Genomic DNA, 17,717 nt, shown 5'->3' on the forward strand with positions numbered 1-17,717 from the left:
GATGGCGCAGTATTTACACGGATGTTGGGTGCGGAATTATTCTCCCACGGATGGCGCAGAATAATCAGATAAATCCGTAATCAAAGAAAAAATCTGTGGAAATCCGTGAAATCTGTGGGAGAACACCCATTAAGAAGCGTGCGGAGGAGTCTCCCACGGATGTCACAGATTTTCACGGATGTGGGTGCGTGCGAAAAAACACGAATAGCACGAATCACACGAATGCAGCACAAGAAAAAATCTGTGAAAATCCGTGGAATCTGTGGGAGAATATTCTCAAGCAAAATCTGTGACAATCCGTGGAATCTGTGGGACAACATTCTCAAGCAAAATACGTGGGAATCCGTGGAATCTGCGGGAGTATATAATAATTAATTTTAATTTTTTGTTTTTCTTATGGATGAATTTAAGGTACGTAGTTACACAAAGAAGGAGCTGGCTCTTTTCTATTTTCCGGATGCCAGTCCGCACACGGCTGTCAATAGGCTGATGAGATGGATAAACCGCAACGTGCCTCTGTTAGTGGGGCTGGAAGGTCTGGGCTACTGCAAGACCGCCAGGTGGTTTACGTCGCGCGAGGTGAGGCTTATCGTGGAGCATCTGGGGGAGCCTTGAGAGGAGAAAAAGATGGAGAAGATGTCCTCGCGGCGCACGTTGCGTATGGGAACGTATAAGTGGGTCGCGGGGATGTCGTAACTTTGCGTTGTGAAAGTTTATGATCTGAATGTTTAACTAAAAAATCCTATTTTGTATGCTAAAGTACATCGTTTACAAGAGCGGCGTCAACAACGCCACCAAGGACAAGTGGTATGCGCGTATCGTGCATGAGGAGACTGTCGACATTGAGGGGCTGGCGGAACACATGCGACGCCACAACGCCCCTTACTCGAAGGGTCAGCTGAAGGGTATCATCACGGACATGGCGAGATGCATCTATGAGCTTACCACGGAGGGCAAGAAAGTGAAGCTGCCTGACCTCGGCATCTTCCGCATCAAGACCAACTCGAAGGGGGCGCAAACCGCGAAGGAGTGCACCATCGACGATTGTCTTCGCAATAAGAATCTCAGCTTCCGTCCCTCGGGCGCGATGAGGTCGAGGATGTGGGGCGACGACCGCAACGGTTTCGGCGTGAAATGGAAGCAGGTGGAGTATGTGGTGCGTGGAGTGGTAAGTAATAACTAAGAAATAACAAATAATAAATAACTAAATGCGTTATACGATACATCAATCAAAGGTAAACAACGGCACTAAGGGCAAGTTTTATCTTCGTCCGGTTTATGACGAGACAGTTGGGCTGGACGAGTTGGCAGAGCACATGGCTTCGCATAACTCCCCCTTCTCGAAGGGTCAGCTGCTTGCCATCCTCACGGACATCGTGGGCTGCATCAAGGAGCTGTGTCTGGAGAGCAAGTCGGTAAGGATAGACGGACTGGGCATCTTCGAGGCTCGCGTACGTTCGAAGGGTGCGAAGACGCGGCCGGAGTTTAACATTGCCGAGAATGTCCTGAATCTGGTTGTCTGCTGCCGAGGCGTGGACGAGTTTCGCAGCAGTCGCCTCGAAGTTAACACCAAGCACAATCTGGCCAAGACTGCGGAGGTGAAGCCGACGGCTAAGGCGGATTCGGTGAACACGGAGCAGCCATAATCAATAATCAATAATTAATAATCAAGAATAAGACGTGTTTATGGACAAAAATACAAGAGAAAACATACAAGTGGCATCAGCCATAGGGATGCTGATAGGAGGTTTCGCGCTTGCCGTCATCGGCTTCTTCACGCCTCCCGTGGGTCAGATACACGAAAGCGTGCTGGGCATCTTCGCCGAATGCCTGATTTACGCAGGAAGCATCTTCGGAGTGGCGATATACATTCAGACGAAGTATGCGGAGTTGAGGGCGTACGTGGAGGAAAGGACTCGGCGCTGAGCCTCATTTAGTAGTTATTATTTATTACTTATTAATTGGCTACGCCCTAATAGTTCGCACCCTACCAAATAATAACTACTAAATACTAAATAATAACTAATAATTAATAAATGTGAGAAGGATTACTGAGATTATCGTTCATTGCTCTGCCACTCGTGAGGGTAAGTATTTCACGGCTGAGGATATCGACCGTTGGCATAAGGCGCAGGGCTTCGCTTGCATCGGCTATCACTTCGTGGTACGTACGGATGGAAGGATAGAGATGGGACGCAGCATTGAGCGTGTCGGCGCCCATTGCAAGGGACATAACGGGACGAGCGTCGGGGTGTGCTACGTGGGAGGTCTCTCGAGAGACGGACAGCCTCAGGACACCCGTACGGAGGAGCAACGCGAGAGCATGATGATGCTGATTGGCGTGCTGAAGAGGATGTTCCCTGAAGCAAGGGTACACGGACACCGTGAGTTCGCCGCCAAAGCCTGTCCCTGCTTTGACGCGGCGGAGGAATATAAGTAAGTTGATGGACAGAAAAAACCGACTGGCTTTAAGCGACAAAACTTAAAATCAGTCGGTTTTCTGTATGTTTTTTAGAAGTCACACATATTAGCAGATCTAATATGGTCTTCGATTAGCAGACCTTGTGTGAGCCTTCGCTGATGACAACATCAATAACCTTGGGCTCCTTGCCGTACTTGGCAGAGAACTTTGCCTTTGCGTCAGCTACGAACTGATCGTAGAGTTCTTCCTTGACGAGGTTGATGGTGCAGCCGCCGAAGCCGCCACCCATGATACGGCTACCGGTTACGCCGTTCTCCTTGGCGATGTCGTTGAGGAAGTCGAGCTCTTCGCATGATACCTCATACTCCTTGCTCAGACCTTCGTGTGTCTCGTACATCTTCTTGCCTACTGTCTCGTAGTCGCCAGCGTTAAGGGCGTCGCAGACAGCAAGAACGCGGTCTTTCTCGCCAAGAACGAAGTGGGCACGCTTGTAGTCTTCCTCTCCTACCTCAGCCTTGACTTCCTCAAGCTGCTCCCATGTGCAGTCGCGGAGAGTCTGGAAATGTGCCTCAGGATGCTTTGCTGCGATATGCTTTACGACATTCTCGCAGCTGTTGCGGCGGTCGTTGTAAGGCGAACCTGCAAGTTCGTGCTTTACGCAAGAGTTGAGCAATACGAGCTTGTATCCGACAGGACGGAACGGGAAGTACTCGAACTCGCGGCTGTTGCAGTCGAGACGCATGAGGCATCCTTCCTTGCCGAAGACGCTGGCAAACTGGTCCATGATGCCACAATTAACGCCACAATAGTTGTGCTCTGTGGCCTGTCCTACGAGAGCCAGATCCCACTTGCTGATCTTGTTGTCAGCGAAGAGGTCGTTCAGACCGAAAGCGAAGCAGCTCTCAAGTGCTGCTGATGATGACATACCAGCTCCGAGGGGTACGTCGCCGGCAAATGCTGTATTGAAGCCCTTAACGTCTACGCCAAGCTTGCGCATCTCCTGCACAACGCCATAGATGTAGCGTGCCCAGCTTGCGCGTGGTCCCTGAGGATCGTCCACCTTGAACTCTACGCGGTCCTTGAGGTCGATTGAGTAGCACATGATTGTGTTTGTGCCGTTAGGACGAATCTCTGCCATGATGCCTGTGTCGACAGCTCCCGGGAATACGAAACCTCCGTTATAGTCGGTATGCTCTCCGATAAGATTGATACGGCCCGGAGACTGATAGATATTACCTGTTTTGCCGTCGAAATGCTTGATGAAGCGGCTTCTTACGAATTCGATATCCATGATTAAAAGTTTTAAAGTTAATAATAATAATTTGATATTTAAAAAAGACTTGCTCCTGAGACGATGAAGTCATAATGGGGGCAAGTCTTTATTGGTTTTTTTAGTTGTTATTCTACTGGGATGTCTGTATTGACGTTCTTCGAACCCCAGAATGCGAAGTAGAAGATGTATGCTGCACTCAGAAGCACAACGATGAAGCTGGTGATGTAGTTGTGTGTGAGGTCAACGACAAATGCCTGGAGCCAAATCATAACGGCAAAACCTGCAACCATCATCATAAATGCGCCTGAAGCCTTGGCTGTGTACTTGCCGAGTCCCTCTGTGGCGAGGTTGAAGATACCGCCCCACATAACTGAAGCACAAAGGCCTATGAGCAAGAATGCGAAGATGCCTACCGGAACCTCACCCCATACAAAGCTCATGGTTGTATAGTTGATACCCGGGCAGCTGATGGTCTGAGAAGTCGGGAGAATCATACCCAAAGCAACGAGAACCATAGCAACGAAGCTAACTGTAGCAATCATGGCCTTAGGCGAAACCTTGCCACCTACCATACCGCCAACGAAACGACCGATGAGCATGAAGATGAAGTATACGGCTCCGAGAGTGCCGCAATAGCCGGCATCCATGCCAAGTCCGGGATTGACGGCGTCCTTAGCAGCTGTAAGATAACTGAGAATGTATGTAGGAGGACCTACCTCTACTGCGCCGTAAACGGCAATGGCGAGCATGCCGAGCTTGAAGTGACGGAATGAGTAGCAGCTATACTTGTCTTCTGTTTTCTGAACACTATTGCTTGAACCGGTCTTGGGCTCCTCAATCTTTGTGAAGAAGATAACCACAAGAGCAAAGATGAAGATGGCAAGGGCGATGAAGAGAGCTGGAGCTGCATCAGACACTTGAGCCTTTGAAGCGTCACCAATAAGGCTACCCATAAGCATATATACGCAAACGGCAGCAGCAGAATTGAATACGCCACCAATCTGGATGAGCTGGTTGCCTGTGCTACCGCCACCACCAAGAAGGTTGAGCATCGGGTTTACTACTGTGTTGAGCATACACATGCAAAGACCAGAGATAAAGGCGCCGATAAGGTAAACGACGAAGCCCATAGAACCGCTGACCCATTGGATGAGCAAGCCAATGATGCCTACTACCAAGGCTGCAATGGCAGTCTTCTTGTAACCGAACTTGTCAATAAGCAATCCAGCCGGAACACCCATAAGAAAATATGCGCCAAAGTTACCATAATTACCTACCTGTGCAAGTGCTTCAGGTACCTTGAAAGCATTTTTCAGAATGACAGCCATAGGCGAGCAAAGATTTGTCACAAAGGCAATCATAGCAAAGAGGAATATCATCGCCATGATGGCTACGATACTGCCCTGTTTTTTAGAGGAATTTCCCATGTTTTTTGTTTTAGTTATATTATTTATTGGTTATTATTTTCAAGTGTTGGGGGAATTTCTTTTACTTTAATTTATTTGCATTAACGATTGAGAATCAGAAACTTGTGCTTCCAACTCTCAATCGCTAATTGTTTTTATTATAGTTATCGTTTTTTTTACTTCTCCACGCCAAACTTATAGACCGTCTTCTGGGTGTAGACCTGTCCTGGCTTAAGGACTACTGACGGGAAGTATGGACGGTTGGGCGAATCGGGGAAGTGCTGGGCTTCGAAGCAGATGGCACTACGACGGGGGAAGGTGGCGCCATGCTGACCCTTATATCCGTCTGCCCAGTTGTCTGTATATACCTGAACGCCTGGCTCCGTGGTATAGACCTCCATGGTACGTCCGCTTACGGGTTCCTTAATGCGAGCTGCAAACGACAGTTCGCCTTCTTCCTTCTTGTTGAGTACGAAGCAATGGTCGTATCCGGCTCCGTTCTTTATCTGCTCGTCGTCTGCATCGATGTCTCTGCCGACGGTCTTCGGCGTACGGAAATCGAAGGGAGTGTCTTTTACTAAGCGGATTTCGCCTGTAGGAATGGATGTGTTGTCGATGGGGATATAGAAGTCTGCGTTAATCTCGCACTCAAGGTTTTCGATAGTGGGTGTAGGATTTGCGATACCTGCCAAAGAGAAGAATCCGTGGCTTGTAAGGTTAACGACAGTCTTCTTGTTGGTTGTAGCCATGTATTCGATTACAAGCTCGTTATCGTCCGTGAACGAATACTCTACCGTAACCTTCATTTCTCCGGTATATCCTTCTTCTCCATAGGGGCTGATATACTTCAACACAAGCGTGCTGTCGTTCATCTGAAGGGCTTCCCAAACCTTGGCGTTGAATCCGTTCTTACCTCCATGAAGGCTGTTAGGGCCGTTGTTGATGGCAAGGTTGTATTCCTTTCCGTTGAGCTGGAAATGGCCGCGGCAAATGCGATTGCCATATCGTCCGATAAGAGTAGACAAATAAGGCTCCGGAGAGTTTATTACGTCCTGGATGTTGTCGTGTCCCTGTATTACGTTGGCGCGATTTCCGTTCTTGTCCGGCACCATGATAGCTACGATAGCGCCACCATAGTTAGTAATAGCAACCTCATTGCCTTGATTGTTTCTCAGGATATAGAGATCGGTCTGCTTACCACCAATAGTGGTTTGAAAATCAGTTCTTTTTCAAACCACAAACGTTTTCAGTTTCGGTAATGTTGTTCATAATCTAAGTTTTTAGTTGATATTTCTATAGTGCAAAGTAAATAAAAAAAGATGTAATTCACAAAAATTAATTAAGAAATTTCCGCAACCGCCCGTTAAAAACAATTAATCTTTAAAATATCAGGTATTGGATATAGCTGATATGAGCCAGCTAAATCCCCCAAACCCAACATACCGAGCTATAAAGTTCGGCTGACAGCATATACACGATAACGTATGGTACGGACATCTGTCCTCCTTCCACGGCTGCGTCAAAGACATCGCTTCCTGAGCGTATGTTTCCGCATATACAGCCATAGGTGATGCTTGCCACGCCTGCCATCGTACACAACAAAGGGACGAGGAAGGCGGAGAAGCTGCTCGGAAATAAGGTGCCGAGGGCGCTTAAGAGGACGGCATGCGGGGCTAATGTCAGATAAGCCACCACCACAAGAATGGCGGCTATCTCCCATAACGCCACGGTCATGGCCTTACGCTGGAAGGAGGGCAATGTGCTGAAGGATGCCAGGTCTGCAAGGATTTTGCTGCGCTTTACTTGTCCTGCCGTAAGCCCTATGAGCAATATATAGATAAGCAAGGGCGAACGTACGTTGTCGACCAAGCTGCTGCAGAACCATCTTACGCCGTCGGCTGTCAGGAGGGAGCTGACATTCGTGTCGAGTATGACAGATCCCCATACCCATGACACAAGCACGGTAATGACTTGCAGCAGGAGGAGCACACACGAGGCATACGCCATCAGACGTTGATGTTTAATCGTCATCGGCTACAAGATTGTTTATGTCAAGAATATGGAGTTCGATGGCTTTCACCACCAGACGTGTGGCGTTTATTCCGGCTCCGCCGTTGCCAAGCGGAAAGAGTTTCTGCACCAGCTCGTTCTGTCTCTTTTCGAGGCTCTTGACGCCAAATGGCATAGCACGCAGGTTGGATATCTGTTCCTTGGTATAGCCTAAAGCCAAGTGGCGCAGGAAGCGTTCGTCATACTCGTCGATTTCGTACTTCACCATCGATTCCTGATGGAGCGTCTGGGCTTCGATGGTCAGTCTGAAGCATTCCACGATACGGTCAAGAATGGGCTTGTTGAAGACCAGCTTGTCGCCTTCCATCGTGTTGATGACGTCGTCACGCGTAAGGAGTTCGCCACTCTTGAGGATAATGCCGTTACATCCTGCATCGAGAGCGTCCACCCAAAGACGTTCGTTGAGAATCTCGCCCGTAAAAATCAACACTTTCACCTCTTTATGATTAGTCTTCAGCTTACGGCAGATCTCAATACCGACGGTTGTTGAGCCGCCGAGTCCAAGGTCGAGCAATACGAGGTCGGGTTGCTGCTTGGCGAATACTTCCCAAAATGCAAGTTCCGAATCTGCCGTTCCTATAACCTCAGCTTCCGGCACCTCTGTTCTGAGAATGCCCTCGGTTCCACGGAGTTCCAAGGGTACGTCTTCTACTATGATAATTGTGAATTTTTCCATGTTTCTTTAGTTGTCTTTATTTTTATTATTGTTTGGTCCTTATTATCTACGGATGCCGATATTCCGCAAGCCCGTGCTCCCGTTATCTCGCCTATGTCGCGCATTATCTGGCAACATACCAGAAAATCGACGTCCGTTGTCAAAGGCGAGAACAGATTCTTGGCCTGTTCTGACGTCAGCCTTAGGGCGTTCATGGCAAGCGAGATGACGACGTAACCGTTTTCTGCCTGGTTGATTTCAACACTTGGTTTGTTTCCGCCATTCTTGCGTTTAAGAAGAGTTGTCAGATAACGCATCAGTTCTGGCGTACGCAAAAATCCTCCGACATCGCCAAGAGTGGAGACAGCCTGCTTGAGGAGCGAAGAATAGATGAGTTCGTAATACTCCACAAGTTCTGCTGTAAAACGTACTTCCCCTCCCCTATCCAGCATCTGCTTCAGTCGTGAGGGATAATACATGGTTTCGTGCTTGAGGGAGGACAGACAGTTGTCAAGGACATTATTGGCTACGTATAGCCTGTCACGATCTGTAATAGCTCGCCGGAGGTTGTCCTTCTTTATTTCCTCTTCTTCGTTAAGATCTTCTTTGGCTTTCTCATATTTCTTTGCCGTAAGGATAATCTCGTTCACTATACCTGAAATTTCGTCAGGCACTTTGTCGAGTCGTAGCTTGTTATTTTCGTTTCGCCATAACGCCTCCATATTCTTTATGAACAACGATACGTCCATATCTGTCATTTTCAGCAATTCCTCCGTCTGACCTATCTTGTCCGTCCAGAAATGATAAGAAAGTCTATGACGATAATATAATGGGTAGTAAACCGGGAATATCATCAAGAGCACTATTATCAGAACAGCCATAGCCACATTTCGGTTGCTTTCCGACTCCTGCATGGCGCTTACGTAAGAAGGCAAGGTGGCGTCAGCACTCAGAAAGCGGAACATCTGCGTGTATATGCTGTTGTTGTACGAATAGAGCGACCATTTATGTAGCGCCAGGGCGGCGACGGCTGTCTCGTTACGCACATCCAGAATGATGTTATAGTCTACTTTCACTCCGTTCTGCAACCATTCAAGTTCGGCTGCAACGGAAGGATAGTCTCCGAACAGCTTCATCATTTTGGCTTTCTTCCCCGCTCTTTCGTCGTCAGCCATCAGCAAGAGTCTTTGTTCGTTTATGCAGTTTAGGCAACTGTCGGCGAAGATCAGGGTTTTATAGTAATTGCCTCTAATGTTCGAGTAGTAAGCGCTATCGGCAAATGCAGCAGCCTTACGTGCATAATAAGACTGTTGTGCAGTAGCTTTTCCTGCAGCATTATGCTGCTGTTCTGCCATGGCGCCCTGCAATCCTGCGGCAAGGATTATCAGAATGGCAAGCGTCCGTCTTATACCCTTGGGAAGACGGAAGAAGAAGCGGCTTCCCTTACCAGGTTCACTCTCTACTCCTATTGTGCAGACGTTGAAAAGACTGCTTAGCTTGCGGTATTTCTCTATGATGCCTTTACAGTTGATCAGTCCGAATCCATGTCCGCCGCTCTTGCTTTCCTGTATGACATTATGGTTGAATATCTGTTGGGTCTGTTCTTTGGTCATACCCTTTCCGTTATCTGTAACCGAAACTTCAATCGAATCGTCCAACACACATGCTTCCAGTACTATACGTCCTCCCGAAGGAGTGAACTTACGAGCGTTGTCAGTTATGGTATTTATCATGAATAATGTCATAGTTCGGTCAGCCTTTACCACGACGTCTGTAGGTTTTATGTCGAGCGTAATGCCTCGCATACGATATTCCATGGCAGACTTTGCCAGTACAGCAAACAGTTCTTCCATGCAGAAACTCTCTATATGCATCATGAAGTCGCCTTTACTGAGCTTTATCCAGTCTGTCAGTCGTCCGTTATACAACTCGATAGTATTAAGGCATAGCTGCACATATTCGGTTTCTTCCTTCACCTCTGACGGAGCCTCCACCTTGTACGCCATCTTCTCCACTTCGCGTTTCATGCGATTTATAAGAGGCATGACGCTGGAAGCGAAAAACACCTTTGCACGTTGCTCGATGTTTCGCCTTCTGTAGTTATCAAGCTGGCATTCTGCAGCCCCAGTCTCCTCTTCGGTTTCCACGATTCGGTCACGGAGCGATTCGGTCAGCTCTTCCTTTTTCTTTACCCATTCCTCCTTTAGCTCCTCAATCTCTTCTAACGGAAACGACGGACGATTCTTGCGACGCTTCAGGACTATATAGACCAGCAAGCTTGCGAGCAAAAGGATGGCTATGATGGCTGTGCCTATCATTATGTCGAGTTCTTTTAGCGACGAGTCGAGCTGTTCGGCACGTGCCTCAAGCATGCGGTCCTGCCTCGTACGTTCCTGAATGTCAAGATAGAGATTGCGGTTATAGTCGCTTTGTCTCTTGTCGTCGATGGCAGAATATACAATAGAGAGCTGTTCGCGTATGGACGCCACAAGGTCAGGAGCTGCGTTTATGGCTGTGTCCTGACTGAGAGCATTGTTAAGGCAAATCAGGGAGGAAGGATAGTCGCCTATCGAGCTGTAAGCCTCGGAAAGCGTACGCCAGGCTCCAGCTGCCTGATACGTGTCGCCATAGCGCGCAAAGAGCACCAAGGCACGTTGTGCGAGGTTTCCGGCAAGGAGGCTGTCAGGCATATCGTCTACGTTTATATATTCAAACTCAGGATAGTTGGCTTTTATCAAGTTCTTTCTTGAAGCTGGATTTTGTATGTGCTCGCTAATAGCCTGAAGAGAGTTTGCTTCCCAGAAGTAGAATCTGTATTGTCTTGAAAGAACATAGCATCTGATAAGGTAGTCGAACTCATCCTGCTCTAATTGCGCTTTGGACGATGCCTTGAGAATGCCTCCTGCTCCAACATTATATAGATAGGACAGCATTTGAGCCGTGTCTTTCACAATTTCCCCATTAGGGTCGATGGCATTCAGACATTCAGCCGATTTCTCGTATTGTCCCACATAGTAAAGGTAAGATGACAACACGATGTCATATTCTGTACGTGCATAAACCATACGTGCTTTCTGACGCTCGTCCAGGAGTTGCTTGTCTTCCTCTATACGGCGCATATACAGTAGGGCACGTTGGTTGTGATGATAAAAATTCTTGTTTTCAGACTGTCGCTGGCACAAGCGCATAAGCTGCACCTTTGCCACAAGCAGCTCAATAGTATTGTCTGTTGTGCTTGCCACCTGATTGAGCAGGTCATACGCCTTGTCATAATCCATCTTTGCGATGCTGACAAAAGCCAGATTGTTAAGCGCTTCCGCCTTTCCGTCATCATAACCGATATTTTCAGCCAATATCAAAGCCCTTTGTGCATAACGCTTCGTGGTTTCGAGCGAACGATAATGGTTTTGGTATGACACGTCATTATAGTGGTCAATACGCATAACACTCTCCTTATTGTCGCACGAAAGGCATGCCAATACCACAAACAGCATTGGCAGCACAATGACGGATATATGTGAGAAAAGCTTATATTTCATGTTAATAATCAGACCTATGTGCTGCAAAGATACGTAATATAATCAGAAAAAGGATGAGATTATAAAGCTAAAAGCACAATATCAAACAATTTATTTGTGTGTTTTTACACAATTTACACTTTTTGTTGTAACTTTGCACAAACAAAGCTGTACAATAACTACTCGATAAACAAAATGGAAAAGATCAGAATTAAGGATATTGCGCAACGCGCCGGAGTATCTGTAGGAACGGTTGACCGTGTGCTTCACGACAGACCGAACGTTTCGAAACCTGCTCGTGAGAAGGTGGAGGCTGCTCTAAAGGAAATGAACTACCAGCCCAATGTGTATGCAAGTGCTTTGGCATATAACAAGTCATACATTTTCAATGTTGTGCTTCCGCAGCACGAGTCGGAAGCATATTGGGAGGAAATCGAACAGGGCGTGAAAAAAGCCATGGAGGTAAGACGCGACTTCCATATAGACGTGGAATTCTATTATTACGAGCGCTTCAACAAGGAAGCATTCGTAGACTGTTACACCAAATGCCTCGACTCAAATCCCAACGGCGTCGTGATCGTCCCAAATGAAATAGAAATTACGCGCGACTTTACCGACCAGTTGCACGCACGTCAGATACCCTTCGTTTTTCTCGACTCTTACATGCCTGACCTCAAGCCCTTGTCGTTCTTCGGTCAGGACTCGTTCTGTAGTGGTTATTTTGCAGCAAAGATGCTCATGCTGATCGCATCCAACGAAACCGAGATTATGCTTCTCAAGCAGATGAAGGACGGACATGTGACCAGCAAGCAGCAGGTAAACCGTGAGGTGGGATTCCGCCATTACATGGTAGATCATTTCCCTAACATAAAGATTACGGAACTTTGTGTACCTTTCAAAGGCACACGTGCCGAATATGACGCTATTCTGAAAGAATTCTTCGACACACATCACAATATCCATCATTGCATCACCCTAAACTCAAAAGCCCATATCGTTGGAGACTATCTCTTGCGAAACAACCGTCGCGACATTCAGATAATGGGATATGACATGGTGGCAAAGAATGCCGAATGTCTGCGACAGGGCAGCATCTCCTTCCTCATAGCGCAGCATGGCTATCAGCAAGGCTACAGCTGCATAGACACCCTCTTCAAAGCCATCGTCTTGCGCAAGAAAGTGCAGCTGGTCAACTACATGCCCATCGAGCTTCTCACAAAGGAGAACGTGGATTTCTACAGACGCACGCAGCTCTAAACCGAGCTGACATAACACATATACAGCCGTGCCAAACATCTTAATTGTGTGTCACAATTTGAAGCGATTCAGATTCTGTGGCACACATTTTATTTATTATAATAAAAAATGAACAACAGAAAAGGACTATTTGCCCTCAGCCCCTTATTCGTTTTTATAGCGATTTATCTTCTGACGTCAATCATAAAGGCAGACTTCTATGCCATTCCCATAAGCGTGGCATTCATGGTATCCTGCATATATGCTGTCTGCATCTGCAAGGCCAAGAACCTGAGCGCCAGAATAAACGTTTTCAGCAAAGGCGCCAGCAGCGAGAACATCATGCTGATGATATGGATATTTGTCTTGGCTGGAGCTTTCGCCAATACAGCAAAGACCATCGGTTCGGTAGACGCTACCGTAAATCTTATGTTGTCCGTCCTGCCTAACAACATGTTGTTGCCGGGCCTTTTTCTTGCAACATGCTTCATAAGCCTGTCCATCGGCACGAGTGTGGGCACGATTGTTGCTCTTGTGCCAATAGCGGCAGGACTGGCACAATCCTTAGGGGTCAGCACGGCACTCATGACTGCCATCGTGGTGGGAGGAGCCTTCTTCGGAGACAACCTCTCATTCATCTCTGACACCACCATAGCCGCCACAAGCTCTCAGGGATGCAGCATGAAGGACAAGTTCAGAGTGAACTTCTACATCACGCTTCCTGCAGCAGTCGTCATCCTTGCCATCTACACGTTCATGGGAATGGATATGCACACAAGCACATCCTCATACGATGTCAATATATGGAAGGTCATACCATACATAGCCGTTCTGCTGACAGCCATAATGGGACTGAATGTTTCGATAGTCTTGGTTATAGGCATCATTATGACTTTGGCTGTTGGTCTTGGCACAGGCGCAGCCGGACTCTTCCCTCTGCTTCACGCCATGGGAGACGGCATTACATCCATGGGCGAGCTGATTATCGTCACGATGCTTGCAGGAGGCATGTTTGAGGTGGTACGTCGTAATGGCGGCATCGAATACATCATAGAGAAGATTTCGTCACGGATAAGCGGCAAGCGAGGAGCAGAAAGCGTGATAGCCTTGCTCGTTGCTATCGTGGATGTCTGCACAGCCAACAATACCGTGGCCATCATTTCCGTCGGCAACATTGCCAAACGGATAAGCCAGAAATATGGCATCGACAACCGACGTGCCGCCAGCATTCTCGACACCAGTTCATGTTGCGTGCAGGCCATCATCCCCTACGGCGCCCAGATGCTTATGGCGTCAGGTCTGTCCCAGCTTGCTCCAATGGAGATCATCCCCTATCTCTATTACCCAATGGCACTCATCGTATGCGTGGCGCTATCAATAGTGGTTAGGTATCCGAAGAAATATGCATAGCCCCTAATTATCATTACAAGTAATCTTACACATTATAAATATAATGGCAAATATGGACATTATCAAGCGCAATTTCCTCAATCTGCTCCGAAACGGAGCTTTCGGCGAGCAACTGCCCATTGAAGCTATGTCAGACTTCAAGTGGAAAGTTCTCCTTAGCGTGGCAAAGATACACCTGGTGGACAACTGGGTGGGCGACAGCCTTGACAAAGGCTTGACCGTGTCCGGACAATCCATTCCTGACGCAGGAGCCTCACACCTGAGCAACGCTTGGCTCAACCGTAAGCTGATGAGCATCCGTGAGAACGAGCCTCTCTCGGAGGACGCATCTATAGAGACGCTCAATATGCTCGACATCATCGTACAGGCCACACAGTCCATAATAACCTACGGATTTTCGTTGGGATACATCATAAAAATCGGGCAATACATACGGCAGGACGGTCACAAGATTGACTACATAAAGCTGACCAAATGGTTGCACGATCTGCACATCTTCCGAATGGCACAACTCGAGGCTTCCATTCTTGTAGATTCGCTTGGCTTCGAGGCTGACGAAATACAATATATGGAATATATGGACAAGTCGGCACACACGCTTGTCACTTACTCCATTGACCATCCTTTGCGCATCAAGGCTGACGAATGGCATGTCAGACAGCTCTCCAACGGTATGATTGAGAACAATAACAAGGTGATGCTCCAAACCATTCGCAACTGCCACCGATACATGCAGTACGCTCCCATGGAAGCCGTCAGCACGCTATGTGTGAGATTCGTTGCCAGTCTCTCTAATTTGGCAGAATAACATACCTCGATACCTACTATTAGGTATTGTCGAAAAACATAAATTGCAGTAACTTTGCAAGAATAATTTTTATTAAAGACACATGAAATTATCTGATTTAAAAACAGGACAACGCGGAGTCATAGTCAAGGTGACAGGACATGGCGGATTCCGTAAACGCATCGTCGAGATGGGATTCATCAAAGGAAAGGTGGTGGACGTGCTTCAGAACGCGCCCCTTCAGGATCCCGTAAAATACAAGATAATGGGCTATGAAGTGTCGCTTCGCCATTCCGAGGCGGAGATGATAGAGGTGGTATCTGAAGAGGAAGCGGCAAAGATGGAAAGCCGGAACGAAACGGCTGAACCAATCCCTGCCAGCAACCATTACCTCTCAGACACACAGCTGCGTAACGCTGCCATGAAGAAACGACGCACCATAAACGTGGCTCTTATCGGCAATCCGAACTGCGGCAAGACTTCACTCTTCAATTTCGCTTCCGGAGCTCATGAGCGTGTCGGCAATTACTCAGGCGTAACTGTGGACGCCAAGGTGGGCCATGCCTCGTTCGAGGGATACGAGTTTAATATCGTCGACCTTCCCGGCACATATTCGCTCTCAGCATATTCTCCAGAAGAACTTTACGTCAGAAAGCAGATCATCGAGCATACTCCTGACGTCATCATCAACGTTATTGACGCAAGCAACCTGGAGCGAAATCTCTATCTCACGACACAGCTCATAGACATGAACCTCAGAATGGTCTGCGCCCTGAACATGTTCGACGAGACGGAGAAGCGTGGCGACAACGTCGACTATACGAGGCTCGGACAGCTCTTCGGCGTTCCGATGATTCCGACCACATTCACCACAGGACGTGGCGTGGAACTCCTCTTCCATATCATCATCAACATGTATGAAGGTCTCGACTTCCTCGACACCAAGGGTAATATGTCGCCCGAAATAGCCGAAGGCATCAGACAATGGCATGAGCAGTATGATAAGGACAAGGCGGACAGCTCGGATCATGAGGAAGACTTCGCCAGCGGCATCAAGCCGAAGAACAACGTCATCCGTCACATCCACATCAATCACGGACAATACGTCGAAGCAGGCATCAACTCTATCCAGGCCATCCTCAAGGAGGACGGTCAGCTGCGTCATAAATACTCCACCCGCTATCTTGCCATAAAGCTTCTCGAGAAGGACAAGGAAGCCGTCAAGCTCCTGGATGACGGATCGGAACCAAGCAAGAAGATTTTCGCAGCCCGAGACAAAGCCATGGCAGATATCCTCGAATACACACACGAGGATAGCGAGACAGCCATCATGGACGCCAAGTACGGATTCATACACGGCGCCCTGAAAGAGGCAGGATATAAGACCGGCGACAAGAAAGACACATACTTCATCACACACCTTATTGACAACGTCATAACCAACAAGTACGTGGGATTCCCGATTTTCCTCATAATGATATGGGTGATGTTCGAAGCCACGTTCTCACTCGGTCAATATCCTATGGAATGGATTGAGTCCTTGGTGGAATGGATTGGAAGTCTCGTTTCTGACAACATGCCGCAGGGTCCTATTAAGGATATGCTGGTGGACGGCGTCATAGGCGGCGTGGGTTCAGTAATAGTGTTCCTCCCCCAAATCCTCATCCTCTACTTCTTCATATCTTTCATGGAGGACAGCGGCTATATGGCACGCGCAGCCTTCATTATGGACAAGCTGATGCACAAGATGGGACTTCACGGCAAGTCGTTCATACCACTTATAATGGGATTCGGATGTAACGTTCCGGCTGTCATGGCAACACGTACCATCGAGAGCAAGCGTAGCCGATTCATCACCATGCTCATTCTCCCCCTGATGAGCTGTTCCGCCCGATTCCCTATATATATAATGATAATCGGAACGATGTTCGCACAACAATACCGATCCACCATCATGTTCTCGCTCTACATCATAGGCATCCTAATGGCTGTGCTGATGAGCCGTCTCTTCAGCAAGTTCCTTTTCAAGGGAGAAGACACGCCGTTCGTAATGGAGCTGCCACCCTACCGATTCCCAACAGCCAAAGCCATCGGACGCCACACCTGGCAGAAGGGCAAGGAATATCTGAAGAAAATGGGAGGCATCATCCTTGTGGCAAGTCTCATAGTATGGGCGCTCGGCTATTTCCCGCATAACGACCAGCTCACAAAGCAGGAACAGCAAGAGCAAAGCTTCATCGGACATATCGGACATGCCATCGAGCCCGTATTCCGTCCTCAGGGCTTCGACTGGAAGCTTGACGTAGCAGTCGTATCAGGCGTAGGTGCCAAAGAGATTGTGGCGTCCACGATGGGCATCCTCTACACCAGCGACGATGCTGCAGAGGAAGGAAGCGAGCAGGCTTACCGCCATCTTGAGCATCAGATGCTCGCAGACGGCATCACGCCGCTCGTGGCATACAGCTTCCTGGTGTTCGTCCTGCTCTATTTCCCCTGCATCGCCACTATCGCAGCCATAAAGAACGAGACAGGCTCATGGAAGTGGGCAGCCTTCGCAGCCACATATACCACATTGCTGGCATGGGTGGTTTCTGCCCTGGTTTACCAAATTGGAAAGTTAATAGTTTAGTATTTTTATCATGAAATATTAAATAATGTTATAAGATTGATTAATATCAATAAAACACTTGTAATAGACGCAAATAAAAATTATCTTTGCAACGTGTTTTTCATGGTATTAGATTATTAAGGTTAAGGAAGCATAGAGAGTCGTGAGATTGTCTATGCTTTTTTTCGTTTTCAGCCTCTCAAAGCTTATTATTCATTATTTTGAAAAATATTCGAAAAATTGATTGATTGTTTCAAGTAAATAACTATCTTTGCATAGTGTAAAGAATGAATGTAATATTTCAAACCCCAACCTAAACGCAATTTTATAAA

14 protein-coding genes and 1 pseudogene are annotated in these 17,717 nt (G+C 47.6%); 9 read left to right on the forward strand and 6 right to left on the reverse strand.

What is annotated here, in order from left to right:
* Window positions 1-396 precede the first annotated feature (396 nt).
* The 5 genes from CHL74_RS04710 to CHL74_RS04730 all read left to right on the forward strand — a co-directional run bounded on the left by CHL74_RS04710 (window position 397) and on the right by CHL74_RS04730 (window position 2,440).
* Complete coding sequence (locus CHL74_RS04710; protein WP_094880015.1) at window positions 397-615, forward strand: DUF4248 domain-containing protein; 219 nt, start codon at window positions 397-399, stop codon at window positions 613-615.
* A gap of 136 nt (window positions 616-751) precedes the next feature.
* Window positions 752-1,183, forward strand: coding sequence for a hypothetical protein (locus CHL74_RS04715; protein WP_094880016.1), 432 nt, complete (start codon window positions 752-754; stop codon window positions 1,181-1,183).
* A 25-nt stretch (window positions 1,184-1,208) separates the two neighbouring features.
* The gene (locus CHL74_RS04720) at window positions 1,209-1,646 is read left to right on the forward strand and encodes a hypothetical protein (RefSeq protein ID WP_094880017.1); all 438 of its coding nucleotides are present in this window, start codon (window positions 1,209-1,211) and stop codon (window positions 1,644-1,646) included.
* A 40-nt stretch (window positions 1,647-1,686) separates the two neighbouring features.
* Window positions 1,687-1,926, forward strand: a complete 240-nt coding sequence (locus tag CHL74_RS04725) for a hypothetical protein (protein ID WP_094880018.1) — start codon at window positions 1,687-1,689, stop codon at window positions 1,924-1,926.
* 112 nt (window positions 1,927-2,038) lie between these two features.
* Window positions 2,039-2,440 carry an N-acetylmuramoyl-L-alanine amidase gene (locus tag CHL74_RS04730; protein ID WP_094880019.1) on the forward strand — a complete coding sequence of 134 codons (402 nt, stop codon included), beginning with the start codon at window positions 2,039-2,041 and terminating at the stop codon, window positions 2,438-2,440.
* A gap of 112 nt (window positions 2,441-2,552) precedes the next feature.
* Here CHL74_RS04730 and galK read toward each other — a convergent pair whose 3' ends face one another.
* From galK to CHL74_RS04760, 6 genes and pseudogenes are all read right to left on the reverse strand, one after another.
* The gene (gene galK, locus CHL74_RS04735; protein ID WP_094880020.1) at window positions 2,553-3,713 is read right to left on the reverse strand and encodes a galactokinase; all 1,161 of its coding nucleotides are present in this window, start codon (window positions 3,711-3,713) and stop codon (window positions 2,553-2,555) included.
* 107 nt (window positions 3,714-3,820) lie between these two features.
* A complete protein-coding gene (locus CHL74_RS04740; RefSeq protein ID WP_094880021.1) occupies window positions 3,821-5,122 on the reverse strand; it encodes an MFS transporter in 1,302 nt (433 codons plus the stop codon).
* A 155-nt stretch (window positions 5,123-5,277) separates the two neighbouring features.
* Window positions 5,278-6,370, reverse strand: a pseudogene (locus tag CHL74_RS04745) (aldose epimerase family protein).
* A gap of 150 nt (window positions 6,371-6,520) precedes the next feature.
* The gene (locus CHL74_RS04750; protein WP_141241234.1) at window positions 6,521-7,132 is read right to left on the reverse strand and encodes an AbgT family transporter; all 612 of its coding nucleotides are present in this window, start codon (window positions 7,130-7,132) and stop codon (window positions 6,521-6,523) included.
* Entirely contained in the window at window positions 7,122-7,847 is a 726-nt protein-coding gene (locus CHL74_RS04755; protein ID WP_094880023.1) for a DUF5932 domain-containing protein, read from the reverse strand. Before CHL74_RS04755 ends, CHL74_RS04750 begins: the two co-directional genes overlap by 11 nt.
* On the reverse strand, window positions 7,823-11,365 hold the full coding sequence (locus CHL74_RS04760; protein ID WP_094880024.1) for a DUF5112 domain-containing protein: 3,543 nt from the start codon (window positions 11,363-11,365) through the stop codon (window positions 7,823-7,825). The genes CHL74_RS04755 and CHL74_RS04760 overlap by 25 nt, the downstream gene beginning before the upstream one ends.
* Window positions 11,366-11,539: 174 nt before the next feature.
* On the opposite strand from CHL74_RS04760, the gene CHL74_RS04765 reads away from it, so the two are divergent.
* From CHL74_RS04765 to feoB, 4 genes are all read left to right on the forward strand, one after another.
* Complete coding sequence (locus CHL74_RS04765) at window positions 11,540-12,601, forward strand: LacI family DNA-binding transcriptional regulator (protein ID WP_094880025.1); 1,062 nt, start codon at window positions 11,540-11,542, stop codon at window positions 12,599-12,601.
* 108 nt (window positions 12,602-12,709) lie between these two features.
* Window positions 12,710-13,990, forward strand: a complete 1,281-nt coding sequence (locus tag CHL74_RS04770; RefSeq protein ID WP_094880026.1) for a Na+/H+ antiporter NhaC family protein — start codon at window positions 12,710-12,712, stop codon at window positions 13,988-13,990.
* A 43-nt stretch (window positions 13,991-14,033) separates the two neighbouring features.
* Window positions 14,034-14,798: a hypothetical protein gene (locus CHL74_RS04775; RefSeq protein WP_094880027.1), complete on the forward strand. Its 765-nt coding sequence runs from the start codon at window positions 14,034-14,036 to the stop codon at window positions 14,796-14,798.
* Window positions 14,799-14,880: 82 nt separating this feature from the next.
* Window positions 14,881-17,406 (forward strand): ferrous iron transport protein B, encoded by a 2,526-nt coding sequence (feoB, locus tag CHL74_RS04780; RefSeq protein WP_094880028.1) that lies wholly within the window; start codon window positions 14,881-14,883, stop codon window positions 17,404-17,406.
* Window positions 17,407-17,717 lie beyond the last annotated feature (311 nt).

It is taken from the genome of Prevotella sp. 885, assembly GCF_002265625.1.
GTDB lineage: Bacteria > Bacteroidota > Bacteroidia > Bacteroidales > Bacteroidaceae > Prevotella.

Bases quoted from the DNA above. Each gene is read 5' to 3' on its own strand.
- CHL74_RS04725 (WP_094880018.1), top strand. From the start codon at position 1,687: ATGGACAAAAATACAAGAGAAAACATACAAGTGGCATCAGCCATAGGG.
- CHL74_RS04755 (WP_094880023.1), bottom strand. From the start codon at position 7,847: ATGGAAAAATTCACAATTATCATAGTAGAAGACGTACCCTTGGAACTC.
- galK (WP_094880020.1), bottom strand. From the start codon at position 3,713: ATGGATATCGAATTCGTAAGAAGCCGCTTCATCAAGCATTTCGACGGC.
- feoB (WP_094880028.1), top strand. From the start codon at position 14,881: ATGAAATTATCTGATTTAAAAACAGGACAACGCGGAGTCATAGTCAAG.
- CHL74_RS04720 (WP_094880017.1), top strand. From the start codon at position 1,209: ATGCGTTATACGATACATCAATCAAAGGTAAACAACGGCACTAAGGGC.
- CHL74_RS04760 (WP_094880024.1), bottom strand. From the start codon at position 11,365: ATGAAATATAAGCTTTTCTCACATATATCCGTCATTGTGCTGCCAATG.
- CHL74_RS04710 (WP_094880015.1), top strand. From the start codon at position 397: ATGGATGAATTTAAGGTACGTAGTTACACAAAGAAGGAGCTGGCTCTT.
- CHL74_RS04770 (WP_094880026.1), top strand. From the start codon at position 12,710: ATGAACAACAGAAAAGGACTATTTGCCCTCAGCCCCTTATTCGTTTTT.
- CHL74_RS04750 (WP_141241234.1), bottom strand. From the start codon at position 7,132: ATGACGATTAAACATCAACGTCTGATGGCGTATGCCTCGTGTGTGCTC.
- CHL74_RS04740 (WP_094880021.1), bottom strand. From the start codon at position 5,122: ATGGGAAATTCCTCTAAAAAACAGGGCAGTATCGTAGCCATCATGGCG.
- CHL74_RS04765 (WP_094880025.1), top strand. From the start codon at position 11,540: ATGGAAAAGATCAGAATTAAGGATATTGCGCAACGCGCCGGAGTATCT.
- CHL74_RS04775 (WP_094880027.1), top strand. From the start codon at position 14,034: ATGGCAAATATGGACATTATCAAGCGCAATTTCCTCAATCTGCTCCGA.
- CHL74_RS04715 (WP_094880016.1), top strand. From the start codon at position 752: ATGCTAAAGTACATCGTTTACAAGAGCGGCGTCAACAACGCCACCAAG.